Origin of the sequence: Ruminococcus sp. MCC718, from assembly GCF_018783905.1 — a bacterium.
GTDB lineage: Bacteria > Bacillota > Clostridia > Lachnospirales > Lachnospiraceae > Hominisplanchenecus > Hominisplanchenecus faecis.
This window is the reverse complement of the sequence record NZ_WQNP01000091.1, coordinates 1-23,583: the sequence shown is the minus strand read 5'-3', so window position 1 is coordinate 23,583 and position 23,583 is coordinate 1. Positions and strand designations below refer to the sequence as shown.

Here is a 23,583-nt window from a genome sequence, read left to right as displayed (position 1 = left end):
TTCAATCAGATCATTCGCTGTCCTTGCTGCTGCCAAGGGCAGCTTTCTTTTTCCTCGGCTTTGATTTGTTCTCCCGGAGGATAACGGCGTCCTTGCCATAGGCTTTCAGCAAAAGCCCATATTCCTCTAAGAACTGCCGTTCCCGCAGCGTTAGGCTTCCACAGTCGTTCTGTTTTTCCAAAAGGTAATCATAAACCGCTCTTTGCAGCTTCTTGTGGATATTCTTTCGGAGCTTTCTAATGTTTCGGTCTGTCTGTCCCCGTATCATACCCACCTGTATGGTGCTGTACTGCCGGATGGACAGGTAATACAGCACTTCCTTCTGATCAATGGTAAGGCTGCGTATCAGCTCAGAAATAAATGAGCTTGCAACCAACTCATGCAGTTCATAGGGGCAAGAAAAAATGATATCCAGAAAATTGCCGCTGGCAAGCTGGCGGTATCGTGGCAGATTCAAATACAGCGGAATCATCTTCGGATTGGGAACTGCCATGTATTCTAACGGAACATCTCCCCGGAGATTTTCATGGTCACGCTCCCGTCGTTCCCGATTCCGATCCAACCTGTCCCATTCGCTGACAACGTATCGAAAGTCGTCCTCTGTTCTTGCAGCATCCTCCAGCCGTGCCAACGCCTCTGCCCGTATCTGGCGCTTTAAGCGTTTTTCGCTGACAGGAGCAGCTTCTTCCTCTTCGTCCTCCAGTTCTACGGTGTAGTCCCTTGGGTTTTCGTCCTGCTCCAGCTCTCTTTCCAGCTCTAAGGCTCGTTCTTCGGAGAGGATTTCCTCTAACTGCTCGTTTTGTATCGTCAGATCGGAGGCTTCATCCCATTCGGTTAGGTCATCACCGTCATCCGGGAACAGGAGAAATGTTCTATTTTCATCTGTCATGACCTCACCTCCGAAAATTTTTTGAATTTCTTTCAAAAACAGTTCCGATTTACACCCCGGATTTCTCCTATTAGTGAGAGGGTAATCTGATAAGCGGTTATTTAGGTTACTTTTTCAACCCGTATCAAGAGAAAGGAGGACGCAAGTTGCGGTAGCTTTATGAAACATGACACAAGATGCCACCGACTTACATCAGTCGGAACCACCATTAGTATATCAAACGAACATGAATTTTTCAAGGAGGAACGCTATGGATAAAAACAAACAGGCACAGTATATGATAAGACGTATTGGCGGCACCACCTACAAGGTGAGAGTCGCTTTCAGTGAAAGTGGGAAAGAGACAATGGAGGATAAAATTTTACGAATGATACGCAACGAAGTAGTTACAAACGACGGAACTTGTGATATAATTGGTGTACCACAAATGAGCCGTCAGTCTGAAAGGAGCGCATCATGAGCATCATTCAGACTGAGGACAAGATCACCGCCTTATACGAACGACTTTCCCGTGACGATGACCAGATTGGGGATAGCAACTCCATTGTGAATCAAAAGAAATACTTGGAGGGCTATTGCGCACAGCAGGGGTACACAAACTTTGCCCATTACACGGACGACGGATTCTCAGGCGGCACATTTGAAAGACCGGCATGGAAAAAGCTGGTGGCAGACATTGAAGCTGGCAAGGTGGCTCGTGTGATCGTAAAGGATATGTCCCGAATCGGACGTGACTACTTGCAGACCGGCTTTTACACGGAGGTTATGTTCCGTCAGCATGGCATTCATTTTATTGCCATCGCCAACAGCGTGGACAGCAACGACCAGAACAGCAATGAATTTGCTCCGTTCCTCAACATCATGAACGAGTGGTACTTGCGTGATCTGAGCCGCAAGCAGAAAACCGCTATCCGTGTGAAGGGGGAATCAGGCAAGCCTACCACCAACAGTGCCATCTACGGCTATAAGAAAGACCCGAACGACAAGCACCATTGGTTGATTGACGAGGAGGCCGCCGCCGTTGTGCGGCGCATCTTCCGTCTGACCATCGAGGGAAAAGGCCCCTATGACATTGCCAGAATCCTTTTTGAAGATAAGGTAGAAGCTCCGGCGGTCTATTTTGCAAGGAAAGGCATTGGCGTTTGGAAAAGTAAGACCGAGTTCGCATATCCTTATAACTGGAGCGGCTATATTGTGGGGCAGATATTGTCTAAGCCTGAGTATATGGGGCATACGGTCAATTTCCGTTCCCACAAGCTGTCATATAAGGACAAGACCTCTATTCCTAATCCCAAGGAGGACTGGCTGATCTTCGAGAACACCCATGAGGCCATTATCGAGCCGGAAACATGGGAGCTTGCTCAGCAACTGCGGAAAACGCCACGGCGTATTGATACCATAGGCGAAGCCAATCCCCTGACCGGGCTTTTATACTGTGCGGACTGCGGCGCAAAGATGTATAATCATCGTTCCAGAGGCGGTACAGAAGGCACTCCGTATCCGTCGGATTTCTTTGACTGCTCCTCTTATACACTGGCACATCAGAAGCATGGAAAGGACTGCTGCGGGCACTATATTACCACTAAGTCGCTGCGTATCCTTATTTTAGAGACAATCCGCACTGTCAGCCAGCTTGCCATAGCAGATCGGGAAAAATTCACCGAGAAGATACGAGCCGCTTCACAGGTCAGGCAGGTGGAGGCGGCCAAAGATGCCAAACGAAAGCTGAACAAAGACCGTAAGCGCCACAGTGAGCTGGATACGATCATTAAAAAGCTCTATGAATCCTTTGCCGTAGGCCGAATTTCTGAGGAACGCTTTGACAGCCTGCTTGCTGAGTACGAAGTCGAACAGAAAAACCTTTCCGCACAGATTGCAGAAACGGAGGAAAGCCTGACGAGCTATGAGGAAGATACTGCCCGTGTAGAGCAGTTCCTTGCTTTGGCAGAAAAGTACACCGATTTCTCCGAGCTGACTACACCGATGATCAATGAATTTATTGATAAAATCATCGTTCATGCCCCGGAGCGCATCGACGGGGACAGAACGCAGGAGGTAGAAATCTTCCTGAAATTCATCGGAAAGTTTGAACTTCCTGCCCCGGAGCTGACAGCAGAGGAAATCAAGCGGCAGGAGCAGCTACGCCAGCATCGCATCAAAAGCCGGGAGCGCTATCAGTTGATTAAGGCCGGGAAGCACACCGTTGGGCAGCCTTTTCAGCTAACCTGTAAGTGCTGCGGTCAGGGATTTGAATCCAAAAGCTCGGCTGCTATGTTCTGCGGACCGAATTGCCGGGCGAAGTTCTACCGGCAGGAAGCGGCAGAAAACAGGCGGCGTGACTGCACTTGTGAAAACTGCGGTAAGACCTTTTCCACCACAAGAAGCAATGTCAAGTATTGCAGTGATGAGTGCCGATATGAGGGGCATATCAAAGGCCAGCGGGTTCGCAATGCAGCGAACAGGAAGGAAAAACTGGCAGCGGAGACAGTTACCTCTCCGGCTTAATATTTCCAATAAAACAATAAATTTTGAGGAAGCGGTTTGCCTTATATCAGGGCAAGCCGCTTTTTCTACGCAAAGGAGGACACATGAATTTATTCGAAACCGTAAAAAACAACGTCAGCCTGCGGGAAGCGGCACAGGCGTATGGCCTTGAGGTCAACCGGCACGGCAAGGCGCTCTGCCCCTTTCACAATGACAGACACCCCAGCTTGTATGTGGCAAACGACCATTATTATTGCTTTACCTGCGGAGAGCATGGAGATGTCATTGACTTCACTGCAAGGTTGTTTGATCTCAAGCCCTACGACGCAGCCATGAAGCTGGTGATAGACTTTCATCTTGACCCGGACAAGCCGCCCAGCGCAGCGGCACTCAATGCAAAGCGTATCCGAACAGAAGCACAGAAGCTCAAAGAAAACGAGCGTCTGTGCTTTTCTGTTTTATCGGACTATTACCGTTGCTTGGAGGAATGGAAAGCATACTATGCGCCGCAAACGCCGGATGAGCCAGTCCATGATTTATTCGTGGAAGCCTGCCACAAGCTCAGTCAGATTGAATATGAACTGAACATTCTCACCTTTGGTGACAGCTATGAGCGTCGGGAAATTGTACAGGACTGGATGACGGATGGTGAAATCATAGCACTAAAGGAGCGTCTGGAACAACTGCGAAAGGAGGAAACCTATGGACGAATTGAATACCCCAATGGTTATGCCGCCTGAAGAAAGCATTCCCGATTGGTATGATGGAAAACGCATCAACGAAGTGCTGTTTTGTCAGCAGTTCTTAAAAAAGCATCCCATGAAATGTGTCAGAGGAAGGCTGTTCACAGTGGATGGACTGATTGAGGACGAGGCGCAAATCGGCAATCTCATTCTGGAGGAGATCTCCGGCTGTCTGACCTCCGGGCTTTCCAAGGTGGTGGCAAATCTGCTGGCCAGTATCAAGCTGCAAGCCTATTCGCCGCCCCTGCCCATCGAGACTGACCGTATCCATGTGGCAAACGGGACACTCTTTCTGGATGGGCGTTTCACCGAGGACAAAAGCTATTGCAACAACCGTCTGAGTGTGGCCTATCTCCCCGATGCACCGCCGCCTGTGCGCTGGCTGCAATTTTTATCCGAGCTGCTTGTCCCGGAGGACATTCCCACCTTGCAGGAGTATATGGGCTACTGCCTATTGCCTACCACAAAGGGGCAGAAAATGCTCCTGATGATTGGTAAGGGCGGCGAAGGAAAGAGTCGAATCGGACTTGTAATGCGCTCCATGCTGGGAGATAACATGAATACCACCAGCATCCAGAAGGTAGAGAACAACCGTTTCAGCCGTGCAGACCTGGAAAACAAGCTGCTGATGGTGGATGACGATATGGATATGAGTGCCCTGCCCAAGACCAACTATATCAAATCCATCGTGACCTCAGAGTGCAAGATGGATATGGAACGCAAGGGTGTTCAAAGCTATCAGAGCCAGCTTTATGTCCGCTTTCTTTGCTTCGGCAACGGCGCTTTAACCGCTTTGCACGACAAGTCAGACGGCTTCTTCCGCAGGCAGATCGTGTTGACCACCAAGGACAGGCCAGCAGGACGAGCCGATGATCCATTTCTGGTGGATAAGCTGACACAGGAGCGTGAGGGCATCTTTTTGTGGTGTCTGGAGGGTCTGCGGCGGTTGATTGGGAACGAGTATCAGTTCACCATCAGCGATAGAGCCAAAGAAAATATGGAGACAGTAAAGCGCAGCAGCAACAATGTGATCGAGTTTTTGCAATCCGAGGGCTATATCCGCTTTAAGGCCGACAGCGAAGCCAGCTCCAAGGCTATCTATGAAGCCTATCTCCGCTGGTGCGAGGACAACGCACAAAAGCCTATGTCAGCAAATCGTATCAGCTCAGAGCTGGCCCAGAATGAACGGCTTTATAATGTGGAGGCTACCAACAATGTGTACGCAGCCGGAAAGCGGGTGCGTGGATTTATCGGAGTGGAGGCGATGAACTTGCTTCCTTATTAAATATGAGAACTGGACTTCAAAACTGCCGTACATGCCGTACACGATGTACGGCAGTTCTCAACTCCGTTTTCAAAAAGCTATTTTACCGCAAAATCAGCGTTCTTTATGTGCAATGTGCTGCGATTACCGCATTTTCTTGCGGTATAAACAGCGATTTGACAAAGCAAACGCAAAATCCAAAGACCAATCGGTGTACAGCGGCGTACAGCACTGGCGTTTACCGTACAGAGCCGTACACAAACAATCTATTTTCAAGGCCGCACAGCGGCAGAAAGGACAAACTATGAACTATATGAACAATAACCCTATAATCATCGGCATCGACCACGGCTATGGGAATATCAAGACTGCACATTGCTGCTTTCCTACGGGCGTGATCATCTCTGACAAGGAGCCGACCTTCAAAAGCAATCTGCTTGTCTACAACGGCAGCTATTACACCGTGGGCGAAGGTCACAAGGAGTTTATCTCTGACAAAATGACAGACGGTGACTACTATATTCTGACCCTTGCTGCCATTGCAAGAGAGCTGAATATCCGCAAGCAGACCTCTGCCCGTGTGCATTTGGCGGCGGGGCTCCCTCTTACTTGGGTCAGCGAACAGAAGGATAGCTTCAAGGCGTACCTGTTGCAGAATGAAATGGCGGATTTCATTTTCCGTGGTGTCAGCTATCATGTGGAGTTTGCCGGAGCGGACATCTTCCCGCAGGGCTTCTCCGCTGTGGCGGACAGACTGCGGGGATTCAAGGGCATCAATATGCTTTGCGACATTGGCAACGGAACGATGAATGTCATGTATATCAACGAGCGCCGTCCGCTATCTCAGAAGTGCTTCACGGAGAAGTACGGGACAAACCAGTGCATGATTGCTGTCCGGGAAAATCTCATGCGGCAGTTTGGCGCATCGGTAGATGATACGATTCTGGAGCGTGTGATTCGCTTTGGGACGGCAGACATCAGCGAACGCTACCTAACTGCTATCCAGAACACAGCGAGGGATTACACCGCAGGCATCTTCCGCAGACTGCGTGAGCATGAGTATGACCCGGAACTGATGAGGCTCTATGTTGTCGGCGGTGGAAGCTGCATGGTGAAGAATTTCGGAGAATATGATGCCAGCCGGGTGATGATCAATGATGACATCTGCGCCACAGCCAAGGGCTATGAGCTGCTGTCTGCACAGAAAATGCAAAAGAAAGGCGATCTTGTATGAAGCAAATCTACACAACAACACTTCGGCTGAATCTGGAGAACGAAGCAGACCGCAGGGCGTGGGAGCATTTGCAGAGCCTTGACAGGCGAGAATATCGTTCAGTCAGCAAGGCAGTCGTTTCGGCGGTCAACGCTTACTTTGACCGTAGCAAGCAGCTTGCCGATGATCCCTATCTGGAAACACGGGAGAAGGAGGACGCTTTCCTCAGCCGGATCGAGGATACCATCTCACGCAGCTTGCAGAGCTGTACGCCGGTAAGCCTTGGCGGTATCCTACAGCTTATGCAGAGCGCACAGCCTGCCGCTGCTCTTGTTTCGGAGGAAACCGAGGAGGACATTTCAGCTGCGCTGGATTTTGCAGACGGCTTTTGAAATTACTTTTCTTGATTTTACTACTATGTTGGTGGCAATACAATCCGTCTTTGCTACCAAATTGGCAATTCTCAGAATGAGGAAAACAATTTACCATCAGTTCTGCAGGGAGTTGGTATCTGTGTGATACCAGTTCCCTGCTTTTTACTATCACGAAGCCGCCCAGCGGCAGAAAGGAGCCAGATATGGCAAATAAAAAGATCATGACCAAGGAAGAATTGCAGGCCAAGCACCGATTGGAGGAGGCACAAATGCGGGATCGGGCGAAAGAGCGAAAGGCCCGTACCAGACGCTTGATTCAGGAGGGCGCTGTTTTGGAGAAAGTATTTCCAGAGGCTCAGCAAATGGAGCTTGAAAAATTAGAGGACTTGTTATATGAGAAGCTACACTAATCTGCGAGGGGCGTTCCGGGCAACCGGGGCGTCCCTTCCTTTTTTATCCCGAAGGGCGCACTTACTCACCACCTGCGAAGCAGGCGGTGGTATCCCTTCCGTTGGTCGGGCTCGTGCGCTCTTCACGAACTGTCCATCGGACACTTCTCCAGAGAGGGCAGGAAATGCCGCAAGTCAGCATTCCCTGTGCAGTCGGCGCTTCTGCTGATGCAGAGATTGCTGCTTGTCGCACCAATCCGGCAGATACTCTGCCCGCCTCCTGCCTGCGAAAACCTGCCACCGGCAGCTTTATCGCAGATATGGGCAGCAATGCAGCCCATTTTCTCTTTGCAAAGAGAAACAGAAACCAAGGGGTGGCGTTTTACCACCCCCTCACAAAATACGAATCGAGGTGAACGCAAATGGCAATTTACCACTTGGAGGCAAAGGTGGTCAGCCGGGGAGCCGGACGCTCCGCCTGTGCAGCCTCCGCTTATCTCAGCTGCTCCCACATCCTCAATGACTATGACGGAGTACAGCACGATTACACCCGAAAGCAGGGGCTTGTGTGGCAGGAGGTATTCCTGCCGGACATGGCCCCACCCGCATGGCAAGACCGAGAGGTTCTCTGGAACGCCGTGGAGGAAAACGAGAAAACCAAGGACAGCCGCTTAGCCCGTGAGTTTGTGGTAGCCCTGCCCATAGAGTTGTCCCTAGAGCAATGGCAGACGCTGTTGACGGACTTCGTACAAAACCAATTTGTCGCAGACGGGATGTGCGCCGATCTGGCAATCCACGATCCTGATCCACCGGGTCATAATCCACATGCCCACATTCTCTTGACGGTGCGCCCGCTTGATGAAAGCGGCAAATGGCAATACAAAACGGAGAAGGAATATCTCTGCAGCCGTGACGGTGAGGAACGGGGCTTTACCGCTGCCGAGTTTAAGGCTGCACAGGCTGACGGATGGGAGAAACAGTACCAGTACAAGGTAGGCAGGAAGAAAGTGTATATGACACCATCCGCAGCTGAGGAACATGGATATGAGCGTGCCAGCAAGTATCCCAAAAGCACCAAATACGGGAGACAGAATCCCATTTCTGAACGCTGGAACAGCGAGGAACAGCTCCTTATCTGGCGCAAAGCATGGGCAGATGTGACAAACAAATATTTGGAGCGATACGGTCATGAGGAGCGCATCGACCACCGCAGCTTTGTCGAGCGAGGCATTGACGAGCAGCCCACCATCCACGAGGGCGTGATTGCCCGTGCTTTGGAACAGAAAGGTATCGTGTCCGACAGGTGCGAACTCAACCGTCAGATCAAGGCGGACAACAGGCTCCTGCGGGAACTGAAGGCGCAGTTCAAGAAAATTACGGAGGCGGTGAAGAACACGCTGCCCGCTATTGCAGAAGCGTTGGAAAAGCTGCGGGAAAATATGCTGATCTTCTGCTATCAGTTAGGGCATATCCGCAGCAGCAAGAAACAGATGACCGGTGCCTTGAATATTCTGAAGCCAAATCTGGCACAGTACCGCTCCCTTGTGCAGCAGATAAAGGAAACAACCAAAGAACGGAAGTCCCTACTGGCTGAAAAGAAATCCCTTCCTGCGATCCACTTTGTCAGGCACCGTGAGCTTGCCTCCAAAATAGCCGAGTTGACGGAAAAGTTAGAGGAGCTAAAAAGCGAAAAGGCTATGCTGCTTCATTCTCTGGAATACCCAGAGGACGCCACAAGCGATATCTTCCAGCGCCAGATTGACCGCTATGAAGATAATCTCAAACGGCTTGAGGCGCAGGAGAATAAGTATGCCGGAGAGCTGGAGGCTGCATTGTCTGAGTATGCCGAGCTGAAAGAGCAAGCTTCCGGCTTTGATTCCTTGCAGCTTTATCTGGAGCGGAAGGCACTTCGACCTGACAGAGAGAAAGCAGCAGCCCAACGCATTGAAGCGGCTTATGGCGACAAGTTCAGTTGGTGGTTGATGGAGAGTGGCCTACGGGATGTGTCTGGCTATCTTGACGAATATGCACAGGAAAAGACAATGGATCGAGAACTGCGGCAAAGGCGGCGATCGGAGCGGCTTGAGCGTAAGATGAAAAACAGAGATATGGAACGTTAAAAGTGCTGGAGGTTGAAACTTCAGGTGAAGTCTGTGACATAGGGGGATGGAGATAATCCCTATACGTCAAGCGTAAAATAAGCACCGGTATGGGTTTTCCATACCGGTGCTTGCAATATTTAATCGAATTCTATCACTTAAAATCAAAAGAGTTTTCCAACAACTTATCAAGTGCTGCCATCAGTTCCGCTCGAACAGCCTCTCTTTCACTTTCTCCGCCTGCATTTTCGATATAGATGGAATAGTTATCAAATGTGATATAGGCGTAATAGATCACAGTCTTAATTCCTTCGCTGTTTGCATTTGTAACGAAGTAGCCAGCTTTAACTGGCGTATCTCCAACCATAGATACATTTCCCTTGCCAATTACGGTAGTATCCATAAGATTGTTCCCAGACAGCGAAACAACAAATTTCATATCGCTGTAATGACCATCAAAGCCAACAAATGCTACATCGTCCAAGGTAAAGAGGGCATCTCCGGAAATCGGAAGATCACCGAAAATAGTCTGAACCTCATCTTTGGTCAATGCTCGTGCTTGCAAGTTCAAACTCAGAGCAGAGGCTACCGTATCTGCTTTAGTGAAAGATATGGTAGTTCCATCACCTAATGTAGCTGTTTCTGTACTTTTGCCGAATAATCCCATACTAAACACTCCCACCACGATTAGACAGAGACACGCAGCAATTGCCCCAAATTTCAGCCAAATGCTTTTTTGTTTCTTTGCCTGATAACTCGCCGTTTCTTCGATATGACGGCTACCAATGCCACCAACGGCGTCAGAGATGTTCTTTCGTGTCATAAATCATACCCCGCTTTCTGTAAATGATTTTTAAGTTTGCTTCTGATTCGGGAAAGGCGAACAGACACATTGTTATTTGTTGTACGAAGCCTCTTTGCAATTTCTGTAATGCTATCTGAGTACCAATACCTTGCTACAAACATAACCCTGCTTTCCTGATCCAAGCTGTCAAGGAAACGATCAATTTCCTGTGACAGCTCCTTTGCATCCACTTCCTGTTCAATAGTAGATGCAGAAGTTAGGCACTCTTCCAACTCATCAAGTGCAACATCATAGTAACTGTTTCGCTTTAGTGCAGTATTTGCGTGGTATTTTGCGGTAGCGATATTGCGGGTAATACGAAAAATATAGGTTCTGAGTGGGTCAGGTCTTTCTGGAGGAATTGCATTCCACGCAGCAAGGTATGTATCATTTACACATTCTTCTGCGTCGGGTTCGCATTTCAAAATGTTGTTTGCAATTCTTTTGCAAGTTGAACCGTATTTTGCAGCAAGTTCAGCTATTGCCTGCTCAGTACGAGCAAAGAACAGTTCAATGATCTTCACATCCTCTAACAAGGTATCCACCTCCTCACCTATGTACTATGGATCTGGCGGACAATCTTACAGAAGCGAGGGAAAATTTCACACCTTTATTATAGTACATTGCAATTCTATTTTCTATCGCCTCAGCAAAATCGTTTGGCACCAGTCGAGGTCGCTCGGCAGTCTGAAAATATGGTCCTTCGGTTTTGGTAGAGTTGCTCGCAGCAGAGGAGGCGTAACAAAAAATTAAAGGTAGCTGCCCGGACAGAATGGGTTGGGTGGAAAAATAAATAATATCCGAAACAGGATGACGGAAATTGTTAGCGCCGAGTTAATTCGTACACAGTTAGTGTTTAAGTGTTTACAAACAGCCCATTGATATTGTTCGTTTGTGCGTATATAATATATATAACTATTTGATGCGGAGGTAAACTATGTTTGAATACATGACAGTACAGGATGCGGCTAAACTTTGGGGAATATCGGTGCGTCGTGTTCAAAAGCTGTGTGAGGAGAATCGCATTGATGGAATTGTTCGGCTACCTCGTGCATGGCTAATTCCCCAAGATGCCCAAAAGCCGGCTGATGGAAGATATAAACAAAATAAAAATGAATTTATAGCTGACAACAAGGAGAACACACGATGAGTAAATTGTTATTAGTGGAGGATGACCAAAGTATCGTATCCTCATTATCAGACTATTTAGGAAATGAAGGGTTCAAAATCGAAAATGCTCCCGGTCAAAAAGAAGCAATAGAAAAATTGGATAGCGACCAATACGATATAGCCTTGGTGGACATTCAATTATCAAACGGAAATGGTTTTTCTGTTTGTTCTGCAATTAAAGAAAGAGGAACTATGCCAGTTATTTTCTTAACGGCTTCTGATGATGAATATAGTGTTGTGGCTGGGTTAGATATGGGGGCTGACGATTATATCAGCAAACCGTTCAGACCAAGAGAACTGCTTTCAAGGATCAACAGCGTATTAAGGAGAACTAAGAACACACAAAACATTATCAGTTACCTCGACTTAGTTGTGGACACAAATCAAGCAACCGTATCAAAGAATGGGAAAGAGATTTTGTTGTCTGCTATGGAATATAAGTTGCTGTTAGTCTTTTTGCGTAACAAAGGTATTGTCCTTTCTCGCAGAAGATTGTTGGAGCTTTTATGGGACACTACTGGGGAGTTTATCAATGATAATACATTGACTGTCTATATGAAAAGGCTACGTGACAAAATTGAAACCAATCCGCAGGAGCCGGAAATCATAATTACCGTTCGTGGGCTTGGCTATAAGGTGGGTTGATATGGACTTTATCAGAAATAAAGAAGTTAAAAGGCAAATTGTTGTCAGCAGTATTCTTATTCTATTTTGGGGCGGCATTGGCATTATCGTTGATAGCAAAGCTGTGTGGATTGTTCTGTCGGCTATCATTTCATCCAGTGCAGTTTCCCTCTTTTTCACATATCAGAGATACAAGAAAATTGCTGATTTTAGTTTGCATATTGATAGGCTGTTACATGGAGATGAAAAAATTTCTTTTGGGCAGTTTCAAGAAGGTGAGTTATCTGTTTTACATGATGAAATATCCAAGATGACAAGACGGCTTATTGAACAGGCAGAAGCTCTGAAAATGGAGAAAGGTAATTTGGCAAATGCTTTAGCCGATATTTCACATCAATTAAAAACACCTTTGACATCGCTGAATATCTTAAATGCTTCTCTGTGTAATGAGGAACTGACTGACGAAGAAAGGTATGAGCTGATCCGCGAACAGACTATGCTCTTATCAAGAATGGAGTGGCTGATAGCCACACTTCTGAAAATATCCAAGCTGGATGCAGGAACGATTACTCTAAAGCCACAGGCGGTATACTTAAAAGATGTGGTAGAAAAAGCAATTCGTCCTCTGGAGATTGCGGCAGAATTAAAAATGCAGACAATCACGCAAGTGATTCCGGCAGAATTAAAACTATCTCTTGATACTGATTGGACTGCTGAAGCCTTGGGGAATGTAATCAAAAACTGTATCGAACATTCACCAGAGGGCAGCACTATCGAAATCAAGGCAATAGAAAGACCTCTTTTGACACAGATCATTATAGAGGATAGCGGAACAGGTTTTCAGGAAAAAGACATCCCCCATTTATTTGACCGATTTTATCAAGGAAGTGGCTCTACAATCGGTAATGCCGGTTTGGGGTTGGCTCTGGCAAAGACGATCATTGTCAATCAGGGTGGTGTCATCCAAGCGAAAAATCGGGAGTCAGGCGGTGCAAAATTTGAAATCTGCTTTTATCGGGGGACTGCTTAATGCAGCCCCTTTTTAAGTGACATTTTTGTAATGAAAAAGTAATGAAGCAGTCACTTGGCTTTGCTATACTGAATTGCAAAAATATATGGAGGAACTTTTTATGGAGATATTAAGAGTAGAGAATATCTGCAAAACCTATGAAATGGACAATGCTCCTGTCCATGCTTTGTCAGATGTTTCTTTTTCCGTCGATAAAGGAGAGTTTGTTGCAATCATTGGAGCATCTGGGTCTGGCAAGTCTACCCTGTTGCACATTTTAGGTGGTGTTGACAGACCGACTTCGGGAAAAGTATTTGTGGATGGACAGGATGTTTATGAGCAAAATGAAGATGAATTGGCTGTATTCAGAAGAAGGCAGGTTGGGCTTGTCTATCAGTTTTATAATCTGATCCCGGTTTTGACTGTCGAGGAAAATATCACGCTGCCGATTCGATTGGATGGGCGTAAAATCAATCAGGAGCGTTTGAAAGAACTGCTATCCACACTCAAACTGGTAAAGCGTAGAAAGCACCTGCCAAGTCAGTTATCCGGCGGTCAACAACAAAGAGTGGCAATCGGACGAGCGTTGATTAACGCACCTGCGATTATCCTTGCGGATGAGCCAACGGGAAATCTGGACACGGAGAACACAAGGGATATTATGAAACTTCTGCGTGAATCCAATGAAGTCTATCGCCAGACAATGATCCTGATTACCCATGACCGTGAAATCGCAATGCAGGCAGACCGTATTCTGGAAATTCAGGATGGCAGACTTGTGAGGGATGAGGTGATACGCTGATGAATATGATTTTCATGCTTACACTCAGGAATCTGTTGTCGAATAAAAAGCGTACCCTACTCACACTTTTAACCATTCTTTTGTCAATCAGTATGATAACCGCTATTCTCTGTGGGGGATGGTCGTTGGTTGATTTTTTGAAAGAGAAAGAAAAAGTGTATGGTGGCGATTATGACTACTACATGGAGGATTTGACTTGGGAGCAGGTTCAAGAGCTATATAGTCAAAACAATGTAGGCGAAGTTTCGCTTCTCCGCTTTGCCGGAAACAGTTTTTACGGGGAGAAATCCAACAGTACAATGCTCTCCGTTGGCGAGATTGACGAGAACTTTACCCAAAGATTTTCGTTAAATCAGTATTTGCTTGCAGGGCGTTTCCCGCAAGATGAAAATGAGATTGTTATTTCAGAATCTTTTTTGAAGAAAAACAACATGAATACAGAGATTGGAGATACGATTTCTTTAACTCTTGGTTCAAGAATTTGGGATGAATATAATGCCCAGCTTTCCGGGCTGACAAATTATAGGGGCGAAGAAGAAAGCTTCGTTCCAACAAAAGAGAAAGCGTATGTAGTTGTTGGTATTCTGTCAGATGTGAATGACTCAAAAATCGCAGCAAACTATAATGCCTTTGCAGGTGTTGACAAAACGGCATCCGATTTTGCTGCGTATGTCAAGGCAAAGAATTTATCCAATTCGATCTATACAGAAGCCGAAGAAGTGGCTGCGGCAGTAGACAGTCATGTAGCAAAGTTTCATTCGGAATTGTTAGTCTATCATGGAATTACCGGGGGTAAAGGAGCTGCAAAACTGATTGCTTTGGTGGTCATGGTCGTTTGTCTTTTGATGGCTGCATCTGCTTCAATGATCAGCAACGCCCTCTCCATTTCCTTACAGGAACGAATTAAGCAGATGGGAATGCTATCCAGTATTGGAGCCACAAAAGGGCAAAAACGCCTTAGCGTATATTTAGAAGCCTTCCTTTTGGGAGTGGTGAGCATACCCTTTGGATTGGTTGTTGGTATCCTGCTATCTGCTCTGTTATTAAGTGTGGTCAGGGCAGCTTTTGGAGAAACATTCACTTTTGGCATCGTAGAACTGTCCTTGAAGGTAAACGGATTGATCCTGCTCGTCAGCGGATTATCCGGCATTGCTTCTTTGTACTTCGGAAGTAGAAAGCCTGTGAAGCAAGCAGCTAAAATTACAGTTATTGAAGCGATCCGCCAGTCTAACAATGCGGTATCAAGAAAGAAATTCCGTGACGGAAAAATCGTTTCTTTGGTTTTTGGCATTTATGGTTCGTTAGCAGCAAAAAATATTAAGCGTAATCCAAAACGCTTCCGAGCGATTACCGGCTCTATTTTCTTGTCGGTGGTAATTGCCCTTTCCTTATATAGTTTCTCTGATTTTATGCTTTATCAGACATCCTTGGATATGAAGGAGGACGGTTCCTGTTATACTGATGTGATTTCGATGATTCAATACAAAGATATTCCTGTCGCAATCGGGGCATTATCGGATGAAAATATCACTGCGGATGTTTCCTATTCTTTTCAGCGATATATGACCGCTGAATTTTCGCAGGAACAAATCAATCCTGATATGCAAGGATATTTTATCAATGGTACGAAAGCAGAGGTATATGTCGTAGGATTGGACGAAGAACATTTTGTCTCTTTTTGCGATGAAAATGGATTCAGTCTGGATGTGACAAATTTCAATCATGGAATTTTGCTCAATCAGACTATGGGATACTATAATTCGGCACAAAATCGGGTAATTGCAGGCTCACCGTTTCTTATTGAACCGGGAACAGAAATCATTCCGCTGGGGGCATCCGAGGATGCCTTGCCGATTATCGTGGAAGAAATCGTTTCAGAAGAAAATGCAAATATCCAATCCATGTTTGTGAGAGATCGAGCTGTCCTCATCGTGCCTTTAAGTTATTTTAACTTGCTGATAGATGATAACGCCTATGTGGAAATGAGAATACAGACAGCACAGCATAAAGAAGCAATGGAATGTCTGGCTGACAGAGGATTTCCGCAAACTGTGGACATTGCAGCCGCAACGAATAATTCCAGACAGGTATATACGATTGCAAAACTGGTAATCTGCCTGTTCTCGATCCTGATGACGGTTATTATCAGCTTGAATGTTTGTAACACTATCTCGAATACGATTCATTTGAGAAGAAGCGAATTTGCTGTTCTGCGTTCTGTTGGTATGACTGCCAAAGGATTAAAATGTACGCTATTGCTCGAAGCTGTTTTGTACGGCGTAAAAGCATTGGTTCTTGCGTTGCCTGTGAGCTTTTTGATTCATTGTGCTATCTACTACTTCATATCGTCGGGTATGACACCATTTGCTTTTTATATGAACGGCGGTATTTATGCTCTTGCAGTTATGGCTGTCGGCGCTATGGTATGTATCGCTATGCTGTTTGCTGTTAGAAGCGTATCAAAGGTGGAAATTGTAGAGGAACTGAAATTGAGCAATATGTAATCATTCAATCTAACAAAGCAACTGAAACAGAGGTAATAGAAATTGCGTAAAAAGAAACTGGTAAAGAGAGTTGCAGGCATTGCTTTGACTGTTGGTGCAGTTATACTTGCCATTGTATGTGTTGGTAAAGTAAATCGCATTCAGAACGAAAAAGATATTATTGGCACATGGAAGGATGCAAATGCTGAGGAGATATTTACCTTTCAAGAAAACGGGGAACTTGCTGTGAGTAAAGATATGCCCGATTCGGGTCTATCCTGCGGTGACGCATATTATAGTTTTTCTTACTCGGATATAATCTGTGTTACACAGGGAAATAGTAGTGTAGAATTTGAGATAGAAGTAGATCAAAACGAATTGAAAATCTTCTTCATGGGACAAGAATATCTGGAATTGGAAAAGTAATGATTACAAATAAAAGAAAACCATTGAGCCGATAATTCGCATCCTTTGCGGACTAACGGCTCTGCATATATTTTGAACGCTATTTTCAGAAACATTGTGTTTTGCAGAAAAGCCCCTTGACAAATTCCATCTCAAAAGTCAATGTTACTTCAATACTCATTAGAGCATGGTTGGGAAGTCTACAACATATACAGTGATGATGATTACACTGGTTCTGACAGACGACGACCAGAATTTAACAGGTTGTTGGAGGACGCAAAGAATCGTAAATTTGATATTGTCCTTTGTAAGACACAATCCAGATTTACCAGAGAACTAGAATTAGTGGAAAAATATATCCACGGTCTTTTTCCTATTTGGGGTATTCGCTTCATCAGCATTGTTGATAATGCAGATACCGCTAATAAAGGAAATAAGAAATCAAGACAGATTAACGGTCTGGTGAATGAGTGGTACTTGGAGGATATGTCAGAGAACATTAAAAGCGTTCTCACTGACAGAAGAAAGAACGGACACCATATCGGTGCTTTTGCTCTGTATGGTTACAAAAAAGACCCTGACGTAAAAGGGCATTTGATTATTGATGAAGAAGCTGCGGAAGTTGTCAGAGAAGTTTTTACACTGTTTTCACAGGGATATGGAAAGACCGCCATTGCCCGTATGCTGAATGACAGAGGAATACCAAACCCTACGGAATACAAACGACTTCATGGTTTGCGTTACAAGCAGCCTAAAACGAAAAACAGTACCCTATGGAAATATTTTGCCATATCAGATATGTTGGTGAATGAAATCTATATCGGGAATATGGTTCAAGGGAAATATGGCAGCGTTTCTTATAAGACAAAGCAAAACAAACCCAGACCCAAAGACGAGTGGTACAGAGTTGAGGGTACACATGAGCCGATTATTGACCGTGAGTTATGGGATAGGGTTCAAGCATTGGTAGCTCAAAAGGCAAAACCTTTCACAGTTGGCACAATCGGTTTATTTGCCAGAAAAGCTCGCTGTATGAATTGTGGTTATACAATGCGTTCGTCAAAGAATCATGGTAAGCATTATTTACAATGTTCTAACCGCCATGTAGCAAAGGACGCTTGTATAGGTTCTTTCATTTCAGTAGACAAATTAGAAAAAGCTGTGATTGATGAACTTAATAAGTTATCCGCAGAATATCTTGACAAAGATGAGCTTGAACAAAATGTGCAATTCAACAATGACTTGCGAGGTCAAAAAGAAGCTCTGGAAACGGAGATTGCTGCTTATCAAAAAAAGATTGCGGAATATACAAAAGGAATCCGAGAATTATATTTAGATAAGGTAAAGGGTATTCTTTCCGAACTTGATTACTTGGATTTATCCAAAGACTTCTCAACACAAAAAGAAAGGCTCGAAAAACTGGTGATTGATACGCAGAAACAGCTTGATGTTATTGAAAGAAAAATGCTGATTGGCGACAACAGACGACAGTTAATCGAGCAATATACAAATCTTGAACACTTAGACAGGGAAACGGTTGAAAAGCTGATTGATTATGTATTGGTTGGCAAAAAAGACCCTGTAACTAAGGAAGTACCTATTGAAATACATTGGAATTTCTAGGGTTCTCATATCTGGCAGCTAGTATGCCAGATTATCGGGAACTTTCTTTTAAAACCTCAATGTTGTCTTTATACAATCGCACCCTCAGCGGCCATATCTTCGTACAAATCGGTCATCGCATCCCCTTTTGACTGAAATTCACATGCATTAAATGGAATACCGCCGGCGGCCTGTGGCCAGATTCCTACCGTATGATCCACATAATACGGTGCCAGCCCGGATTTTTCGATTTCTTCTACCGAAAGACCGCGTGTAAGCTGATGGACGATCGTTGATACCATTTCCAAATGTGCCAGTTCTTCCGTTCCGATATCATTTAAGATTCCCATGATTTTTCGATTCGGCATGGTAAAACGCTGGGACAGATAACGCATAGAAGCACTAATCTCGCCATCTGGACCTCCGTACTGACTCATGATAATCTGGGCGATTTTTCCATTCGGGTTTTTAATATTAACCGGATACTGTAATCTTTTTTCATAATTCCACATATCAGCAGCCGCCTCCTTCCCATGGCCAAGGTGTTTCTACCCATAAAAAGCTTTCACTTGCCTCATCGTCTGCGGTATCAATGGTAAGCGGTCCATAATACTTTGCATATTCTTTCAATGTGGCAATTCGACGATTTTTGTGTTCCATAAAATAGGAAAGGGCTGCTTCATCACACGGATGGGTATCTAGATAAAGGAGCATATCATTGACAGCAAAACTACATTCATTGATTTCATTCAGTAAACTTTTTTTGTCCGGCTGCCGTCTTCTTCCGCATTCCGTATTTTTGTCCGGCTGCATATCCATCTGCTGCCGATTAGGCATCGGTTGTCGGTTGTTTGTATTTCGCATACAGGAATTGTTCATTCTGTAATGATTGCAGCTATTCATTGACATCTGCCTCCTTTTCCGCAAAATGGTTTTTCAAGACATGGAAATATGGTACCTGCCTTTAAAGCATGACATAAAGAAAACGATTTATCAAATTTTTGCCATGGAACATATGCCATAGCAAGTGGATACTGTTCCAGGCAAGATTCTTTTTCTGATTTCTGACAGCAAAAATTTTGATACTGCAACTGTTTTTCCTCCTATTAAATAATCAGTTCAATATAAGTTTATGAAAAATGCTATAAATAGTTCCTTGCAGTTTTTTAACTGTTCTGTAATATAGGATATCTTATTGCTTTTCGCAATTGAAGCATGGGAATTCCTTGATTTGGTTAAATACTACCCGAGTTGCGGAAAATTAAGAAAATCAATCGCATGATCTCAAAATATAATTATACTCCAGGGAACAGTTCCAGGATTAAATATATTGTTATTCACTATGTTGGTGCACTGGGAGGGGCAAAGGAGAACTGCATTTATTATGGCGGCGGGATCGTGGATCATCGGCACATTATTTTGTCGGGATTGACAGTGAGATCTGGCAGTGTGTGGAAGACCAGAACATTGCCTGGCATTGCGGGGCGAGCAGCTATAAACATCCGGAATGCAGAAGTGCCAACAGTATCGGGATTGAAATGTGCGTGCGAAAAAGGGGAACACAAACACTTGGAGCGACCGACCGGGACTGGTATTTTTAAAATAAGACGGTGCAGTCAACCATTGAGCTGGTCCGGTATCTGATGAAAAAATATCATGTCTCGGCAGATCATGTGATACGTCATTATGATGTGACCGGAAAAATCTGTCCAAACCCTTATGTATATACTGAAGGAAAAAATACCTGGGAAACCTTTCAGAAAGGAATTTCGGAGAAAAATGCGGATCAGTATGTCGGGTATCGTGTATACAATACTTCAGGGAAAAAAGTTTACGTATCTGTAAAATTACCATATAGAGTACAGGTAAAAACCGGCAGCATTCCGGTCAGAAAAGGACCGGCCAAAACCTGTCGCAGTGTAAAGCGGATTTCAGGTGGGACTTTTGAGATTACGGAAGAAAAAAATGGATTTGGAAAGCTGAAAAGCGGGGCAGGATGGATTTACCTTAAGAAAGTGAAGAGAGTATAAATCACACATGTTCAGAGATTTGGTGAAGAACTGATATCATAAATAGAGGGGGCTGCCTTTTTTGACAACCCCATAATTGCCACAGACTTGCTGCTGTGAAATTTTTTGTTAACTTAAATTTTTCTCGTAGATACAATGTGTGCCCTGATGCTGCTGTAAGCCTCCGAGACATTTTTTATTGCAACGAACACAGCGATGAATTTCTGTGATCTGTCTATTTTTTACTTTATCTGGCCATTCAGAGTCAGCAAGCAGCTGACGGCTCATGGCGGCACAGGTGATACGGCCGTTTGCAAGCTGTTCTTCTATAAAATCAGGCTGGTTCAGACCGCCAACACCGGTGATTGGCTTATCTGTATAGTTCCGGACTTCATCGCAAAATTTCAGGAAGCATCCCTGTTCTTTAAAATATGGATGATTTGCCGGCGGAATGGTATCTTCCAGACTGGAATGATTTGCAAGAGTGACATGAAAACTGGTTACACCGGCGTCTTCCAGCAAAGGAATAAAGATTCCAAGCTCAGATTCAAGCACACCGGCATTTCCATAGTGCGGATTTTCCTGACGGACAGCCAGTTTATAATCGATCGGAAGATCCGGCAAACGTTTGCGTATGGCCTGAACAGCTTCTGTGGCAAAACGTGCACGATTCCTGGCATTGCCGCCGTATTTATCCGTGCGATGATTAAAGATGACGGAGCTGAAACTGCCGCACATACGGTCTCCGTGAACCTGAACCATATCAAAACCGGCTTTTACTGCCAATACAGCAGCTTCTCCAAATCCCCGTATGATTTTATGTATTTTGTGCTGGGACATTTTTGTGATATAAGGAGAAACTTCATTATTTAAAAGTGTACGTAATTGCTGCATTGTGATTTTTTTAGACAGAACGCCAGGGACGTATTTCAACATGGCGAGCATATTGGAGTCGGACTGATGAAGCTGGGCACAGATGCAGCAGTTTTCCTGATGAACAATCCGGGCAAGCTTCTGATAATAGGCAAAGCCTTTTTTGTCAAAAAGAGATTTTTCAAAAGTACTTTTTCCTACGGGTACATCACCGACAATGATCATGGCACAGCCACCGGCAGCGATTTTTCGAATCTTTTCAAAATATTCTTCGTCAGACAGACCGAATGTTGTAGGTGCGAAGATGATGCGATTTTTCAGCTCTAAACCACCATAATTGACAGGACTGTTGATTGTCTGATACATTTTTTTCACTCCTTTTGATAGGAAAGTATAGTTCACAGGTATGCATTTGTCAAGAAGAATATCTCAAACTTTTTAAATGCCTGTGAATATGAAATGAAAGACAAAAATGGCCTGTTTTTTCAGAAAATGATCGAAAAAGTACAGCATTTGATCGAATAATAGCAGTCAGACTCCTTTCTTTTTTCTATAATATACTCACAGGCAGTGAGATACACTGCAAGGTAACGGAGAACTCAGGGAAAAAAAAGGAGAACAAAGAATGGGAAAAAAGAAATTGGCAAAAACAGCCCTGTCGGCAGCTCTGGTCGGTTCCATGATCCTTGGAAATGCAGCTTCTGTATATGCATGGACGACATCAGACGAAGTGAGCGACCGTGAGAAAGCATCCGCAGCGATTTCGCTGGAGGCAGCAGGAGAAGGAATGGTACTGCTGGAAAACAATGGAACACTTCCGGTAAAGAAAGGTGCGAAAGTCGTTGTTTACGGAGGCGGAGCACTGGCAACGATCAAAGGAGGAACCGGTTCCAGTGATGTAAATCAGAGAAATGTAGTCAATGTTTACGATGGATTGGGTGAGGTTTATAACATTGAAAACAAAGATTACTGGGAACCGTACATGGAAGACTGGGCAAAAGCTATGGCTGGAACATTGAAAGAGTCTACCGAGTATGTGGAAGCGACAAGATCCTGGTTCAGCTATAATTACAAGATCAAAGAAAAACTGATCGAAGATGCGGAATTTCGTTCACAGCAGGATATTGACTGTGCCTTTTATGTTGTGTCACGTATCTCCGGTGAAGGTGCTGACAGGCAGAACGTAAAAGAAAGAGACGGCGACTATTATCTGAGTGATATCGAACGACAGAACATCGAAGAACTGGCTCATTATTATGGAAAAGTTGTTGTCATCCTCAATACGGCGAACGTTATGGACACGAAATTTGTTGATGAGATCAACGCAAAATACGCCGATGGCATCGATGCAGTGCTTCTGATGGGACAGTGTGGTATGTACGGAGGAACAGCACTGGCACAGATCCTGGATGGTGAGAAGAATCCTTCCGGTAAGCTGGTTGATACCTGGCCGGTAGATTACATGGATTTTCCGTCAAGTGCGACACTGGGCGAGAATATCGTAGACAGCAGAACAGAATACGATGAATATTATTACGATGATATTTATGTAGGTTACCGCTACTTCGATACCGTTAACGTAGATCCGGCTTACGAATTCGGTTATGGACTTTCTTACACAACCTTTGACCAGAAAATCGTCGGATTTTCCGCAGATGCAGACACCGTAACCGTTGGTGTTCAGGTGAAAAATACCGGTGATACCTACTCCGGCAAAGAAGTCGTAGAAGTTTACTTCTCCGCTCCGGACGGCGAACTGGAAAAACCATATCAGGAACTGGCAGCGTACGGCAAGACCGACATGCTGGCACCGGGCGAAAGCCAGATCGTCACCGTAACCTTCAATACCGATGAGATGTCTTCTTATGATGAAACAAAAGCAGCTTATGTTCTGGAAGACGGCGATTACATCGTACGTGCCGGAAACAGCTCCAGAAATACCCATGTGGCAGGCGTGATCAACCTGAATGAAGATACGATCACAGAACAGCTTTCCAATTAGAGCGTGTTTGAAAATTAAATATTGCACAAAACATATATTTTAATGTCCTTTTTCATGTTAAAATAAAGAAAAAGGGGGGTTATTATGTTAAGGCGATATGAGTTGAACGATGATGAATGGAACCGCATTGTGAATCTACTTCCCCCGGAAAATACAGGCAAGCGGGGACGTCCACGAAAGTGTAATCGCACAATCTTAAATGGAATGGTTTGGATTGCACGCAGTGGTGCACCCTGGCGTGACCTTCCGGAACGTTATGGACCATGGGAAACCGTTTACAGTCGCTTTCGTAAATGGATTGAAGA

At 45.0% G+C, this 23,583-nt stretch carries 26 protein-coding genes and 1 pseudogene; 20 read left to right on the top strand and 7 right to left on the bottom strand.

Translation table 11 applies throughout. From position 1 onward, the window contains the following. Positions 1–10: 10 nt before the first annotated feature. Positions 11–889, bottom strand: a complete 879-nt coding sequence (locus GPK60_RS08355; RefSeq protein ID WP_055145300.1) for a hypothetical protein — start codon at positions 887–889, stop codon at positions 11–13. 250 nt (positions 890–1,139) lie between these two features. Between GPK60_RS08355 and GPK60_RS08350 the strand changes: the two genes are divergently transcribed. The 9 genes from GPK60_RS08350 to mobQ all read left to right on the top strand — a co-directional run bounded on the left by GPK60_RS08350 (position 1,140) and on the right by mobQ (position 9,476). Next, positions 1,140–1,349, top strand: a complete 210-nt coding sequence (locus tag GPK60_RS08350; protein WP_055145303.1) for a transposon-encoded TnpW family protein — start codon at positions 1,140–1,142, stop codon at positions 1,347–1,349. Then, positions 1,346–3,394 (top strand): recombinase family protein, encoded by a 2,049-nt coding sequence (locus tag GPK60_RS08345; protein ID WP_055145306.1) that lies wholly within the window; start codon positions 1,346–1,348, stop codon positions 3,392–3,394. Before GPK60_RS08350 ends, GPK60_RS08345 begins: the two co-directional genes overlap by 4 nt. 83 nt (positions 3,395–3,477) lie before the next feature. Next, positions 3,478–4,113 (top strand): CHC2 zinc finger domain-containing protein, encoded by a 636-nt coding sequence (locus tag GPK60_RS08340; RefSeq protein WP_055145308.1) that lies wholly within the window; start codon positions 3,478–3,480, stop codon positions 4,111–4,113. Next, positions 4,097–5,401, top strand: coding sequence for a phage/plasmid primase, P4 family (locus GPK60_RS08335; RefSeq protein ID WP_055145753.1), 1,305 nt, complete (start codon positions 4,097–4,099; stop codon positions 5,399–5,401). Before GPK60_RS08340 ends, GPK60_RS08335 begins: the two co-directional genes overlap by 17 nt. A 283-nt stretch (positions 5,402–5,684) precedes the next feature. Next, entirely contained in the window at positions 5,685–6,614 is a 930-nt protein-coding gene (locus GPK60_RS08330; protein ID WP_055145311.1) for a ParM/StbA family protein, read from the top strand. Beyond that, on the top strand, positions 6,611–6,985 hold the full coding sequence (locus tag GPK60_RS08325; protein WP_055145314.1) for a hypothetical protein: 375 nt from the start codon (positions 6,611–6,613) through the stop codon (positions 6,983–6,985). The genes GPK60_RS08330 and GPK60_RS08325 overlap by 4 nt, the downstream gene beginning before the upstream one ends. 203 nt (positions 6,986–7,188) lie before the next feature. Further along, on the top strand, positions 7,189–7,377 hold the full coding sequence (locus tag GPK60_RS08320) for a hypothetical protein (protein WP_055145756.1): 189 nt from the start codon (positions 7,189–7,191) through the stop codon (positions 7,375–7,377). A 164-nt stretch (positions 7,378–7,541) separates the two neighbouring features. After that, positions 7,542–7,772: a hypothetical protein gene (locus tag GPK60_RS08315; protein WP_055145317.1), complete on the top strand. Its 231-nt coding sequence runs from the start codon at positions 7,542–7,544 to the stop codon at positions 7,770–7,772. A gap of 6 nt (positions 7,773–7,778) precedes the next feature. Then, positions 7,779–9,476, top strand: a complete 1,698-nt coding sequence (gene mobQ / locus GPK60_RS08310; RefSeq protein WP_055145320.1) for a MobQ family relaxase — start codon at positions 7,779–7,781, stop codon at positions 9,474–9,476. A 133-nt stretch (positions 9,477–9,609) separates the two neighbouring features. On the opposite strand, the gene GPK60_RS08305 is transcribed toward mobQ, so the two are convergent. Both GPK60_RS08305 and GPK60_RS08300 read right to left on the bottom strand, forming a co-directional pair. Then, on the bottom strand, positions 9,610–10,278 hold the full coding sequence (locus GPK60_RS08305) for a hypothetical protein (RefSeq protein WP_055145323.1): 669 nt from the start codon (positions 10,276–10,278) through the stop codon (positions 9,610–9,612). Then, entirely contained in the window at positions 10,275–10,835 is a 561-nt protein-coding gene (locus GPK60_RS08300; protein WP_055145326.1) for a sigma-70 family RNA polymerase sigma factor, read from the bottom strand. Before GPK60_RS08300 ends, GPK60_RS08305 begins: the two co-directional genes overlap by 4 nt. Before the next feature lie 401 nt (positions 10,836–11,236). Here GPK60_RS08300 and GPK60_RS08295 point away from each other — a divergent pair, with 401 nt between their 5' ends. From GPK60_RS08295 to GPK60_RS08265, 7 genes are all read left to right on the top strand, one after another. Continuing rightward, a complete protein-coding gene (locus GPK60_RS08295) occupies positions 11,237–11,449 on the top strand; it encodes a helix-turn-helix domain-containing protein (RefSeq protein WP_055145329.1) in 213 nt (70 codons plus the stop codon). Then, complete coding sequence (locus GPK60_RS08290) at positions 11,446–12,114, top strand: response regulator transcription factor (RefSeq protein ID WP_055145332.1); 669 nt, start codon at positions 11,446–11,448, stop codon at positions 12,112–12,114. The genes GPK60_RS08295 and GPK60_RS08290 overlap by 4 nt, the downstream gene beginning before the upstream one ends. Position 12,115: 1 nt before the next feature. Beyond that, positions 12,116–13,123 carry a HAMP domain-containing sensor histidine kinase gene (locus GPK60_RS08285; protein ID WP_055145335.1) on the top strand — a complete coding sequence of 336 codons (1,008 nt, stop codon included), beginning with the start codon at positions 12,116–12,118 and terminating at the stop codon, positions 13,121–13,123. Between the two features lie 100 nt (positions 13,124–13,223). Further along, positions 13,224–13,904, top strand: a complete 681-nt coding sequence (locus GPK60_RS08280) for an ABC transporter ATP-binding protein (protein ID WP_055145338.1) — start codon at positions 13,224–13,226, stop codon at positions 13,902–13,904. Further along, entirely contained in the window at positions 13,904–16,408 is a 2,505-nt protein-coding gene (locus GPK60_RS08275) for an ABC transporter permease (RefSeq protein ID WP_055145341.1), read from the top strand. The genes GPK60_RS08280 and GPK60_RS08275 overlap by 1 nt, the downstream gene beginning before the upstream one ends. Before the next feature lie 42 nt (positions 16,409–16,450). Continuing rightward, on the top strand, positions 16,451–16,813 hold the full coding sequence (locus tag GPK60_RS08270) for a hypothetical protein (protein ID WP_055145343.1): 363 nt from the start codon (positions 16,451–16,453) through the stop codon (positions 16,811–16,813). Positions 16,814–16,936: 123 nt separating this feature from the next. Further along, positions 16,937–18,415 (top strand): recombinase family protein, encoded by a 1,479-nt coding sequence (locus tag GPK60_RS08265; RefSeq protein WP_346727748.1) that lies wholly within the window; start codon positions 16,937–16,939, stop codon positions 18,413–18,415. Between the two features lie 83 nt (positions 18,416–18,498). Here the strand turns inward: GPK60_RS08265 and GPK60_RS08260 are convergent. The 3 genes and pseudogenes from GPK60_RS08260 to GPK60_RS08250 form a co-directional block, all read right to left on the bottom strand. Next, positions 18,499–18,906, bottom strand: a pseudogene (locus GPK60_RS08260) (manganese catalase family protein); the annotation flags it as partial. A 1-nt stretch (position 18,907) separates the two neighbouring features. Continuing rightward, positions 18,908–19,297, bottom strand: coding sequence for a spore coat protein CotJB (locus tag GPK60_RS08255; RefSeq protein ID WP_346727742.1), 390 nt, complete (start codon positions 19,295–19,297; stop codon positions 18,908–18,910). Beyond that, positions 19,294–19,416, bottom strand: coding sequence for a spore coat associated protein CotJA (locus GPK60_RS08250; RefSeq protein WP_215659279.1), 123 nt, complete (start codon positions 19,414–19,416; stop codon positions 19,294–19,296). The genes GPK60_RS08255 and GPK60_RS08250 overlap by 4 nt, the downstream gene beginning before the upstream one ends. A gap of 303 nt (positions 19,417–19,719) precedes the next feature. Between GPK60_RS08250 and GPK60_RS15670 the strand changes: the two genes are divergently transcribed. Next, positions 19,720–19,995 (top strand): N-acetylmuramoyl-L-alanine amidase, encoded by a 276-nt coding sequence (locus GPK60_RS15670; protein WP_346727746.1) that lies wholly within the window; start codon positions 19,720–19,722, stop codon positions 19,993–19,995. Positions 19,996–20,037: 42 nt separating this feature from the next. Continuing rightward, positions 20,038–20,424 (top strand): hypothetical protein, encoded by a 387-nt coding sequence (locus GPK60_RS15665; protein ID WP_346727741.1) that lies wholly within the window; start codon positions 20,038–20,040, stop codon positions 20,422–20,424. A gap of 108 nt (positions 20,425–20,532) precedes the next feature. On the opposite strand, the gene bilR is transcribed toward GPK60_RS15665, so the two are convergent. Further along, on the bottom strand, positions 20,533–21,642 hold the full coding sequence (gene bilR, locus GPK60_RS08240; protein WP_215659277.1) for a bilirubin reductase: 1,110 nt from the start codon (positions 21,640–21,642) through the stop codon (positions 20,533–20,535). A gap of 259 nt (positions 21,643–21,901) precedes the next feature. Between bilR and GPK60_RS08235 the strand changes: the two genes are divergently transcribed. After that, on the top strand, positions 21,902–23,278 hold the full coding sequence (locus GPK60_RS08235; protein WP_215659275.1) for a glycoside hydrolase family 3 C-terminal domain-containing protein: 1,377 nt from the start codon (positions 21,902–21,904) through the stop codon (positions 23,276–23,278). Between the two features lie 84 nt (positions 23,279–23,362). After that, positions 23,363–23,583, top strand: a 221-nt coding sequence (locus GPK60_RS08230; protein WP_215658814.1) for a transposase, incomplete at its 3' end; no start/stop codon positions are given.

Bases quoted from the DNA above. Each gene is read 5' to 3' on its own strand.
- GPK60_RS08315 (WP_055145317.1), top strand. From the start codon at position 7,542: ATGCCGCAAGTCAGCATTCCCTGTGCAGTCGGCGCTTCTGCTGATGCA.
- GPK60_RS08355 (WP_055145300.1), bottom strand. From the start codon at position 889: ATGACAGATGAAAATAGAACATTTCTCCTGTTCCCGGATGACGGTGAT.
- GPK60_RS08345 (WP_055145306.1), top strand. From the start codon at position 1,346: ATGAGCATCATTCAGACTGAGGACAAGATCACCGCCTTATACGAACGA.
- GPK60_RS08350 (WP_055145303.1), top strand. From the start codon at position 1,140: ATGGATAAAAACAAACAGGCACAGTATATGATAAGACGTATTGGCGGC.
- GPK60_RS08285 (WP_055145335.1), top strand. From the start codon at position 12,116: ATGGACTTTATCAGAAATAAAGAAGTTAAAAGGCAAATTGTTGTCAGC.
- GPK60_RS08335 (WP_055145753.1), top strand. From the start codon at position 4,097: ATGGTTATGCCGCCTGAAGAAAGCATTCCCGATTGGTATGATGGAAAA.
- GPK60_RS08255 (WP_346727742.1), bottom strand. From the start codon at position 19,297: ATGAATAGCTGCAATCATTACAGAATGAACAATTCCTGTATGCGAAAT.
- GPK60_RS08340 (WP_055145308.1), top strand. From the start codon at position 3,478: ATGAATTTATTCGAAACCGTAAAAAACAACGTCAGCCTGCGGGAAGCG.
- GPK60_RS08295 (WP_055145329.1), top strand. From the start codon at position 11,237: ATGTTTGAATACATGACAGTACAGGATGCGGCTAAACTTTGGGGAATA.
- GPK60_RS08305 (WP_055145323.1), bottom strand. From the start codon at position 10,278: ATGACACGAAAGAACATCTCTGACGCCGTTGGTGGCATTGGTAGCCGT.
- GPK60_RS08280 (WP_055145338.1), top strand. From the start codon at position 13,224: ATGGAGATATTAAGAGTAGAGAATATCTGCAAAACCTATGAAATGGAC.
- GPK60_RS08325 (WP_055145314.1), top strand. From the start codon at position 6,611: ATGAAGCAAATCTACACAACAACACTTCGGCTGAATCTGGAGAACGAA.
- mobQ (WP_055145320.1), top strand. From the start codon at position 7,779: ATGGCAATTTACCACTTGGAGGCAAAGGTGGTCAGCCGGGGAGCCGGA.
- GPK60_RS08250 (WP_215659279.1), bottom strand. From the start codon at position 19,416: ATGGCATATGTTCCATGGCAAAAATTTGATAAATCGTTTTCTTTATGT.
- bilR (WP_215659277.1), bottom strand. From the start codon at position 21,642: ATGTATCAGACAATCAACAGTCCTGTCAATTATGGTGGTTTAGAGCTG.
- GPK60_RS08330 (WP_055145311.1), top strand. From the start codon at position 5,685: ATGAACTATATGAACAATAACCCTATAATCATCGGCATCGACCACGGC.
- GPK60_RS08290 (WP_055145332.1), top strand. From the start codon at position 11,446: ATGAGTAAATTGTTATTAGTGGAGGATGACCAAAGTATCGTATCCTCA.
- GPK60_RS08275 (WP_055145341.1), top strand. From the start codon at position 13,904: ATGAATATGATTTTCATGCTTACACTCAGGAATCTGTTGTCGAATAAA.
- GPK60_RS08320 (WP_055145756.1), top strand. From the start codon at position 7,189: ATGACCAAGGAAGAATTGCAGGCCAAGCACCGATTGGAGGAGGCACAA.
- GPK60_RS15665 (WP_346727741.1), top strand. From the start codon at position 20,038: ATGAAAAAATATCATGTCTCGGCAGATCATGTGATACGTCATTATGAT.
- GPK60_RS08235 (WP_215659275.1), top strand. From the start codon at position 21,902: ATGGGAAAAAAGAAATTGGCAAAAACAGCCCTGTCGGCAGCTCTGGTC.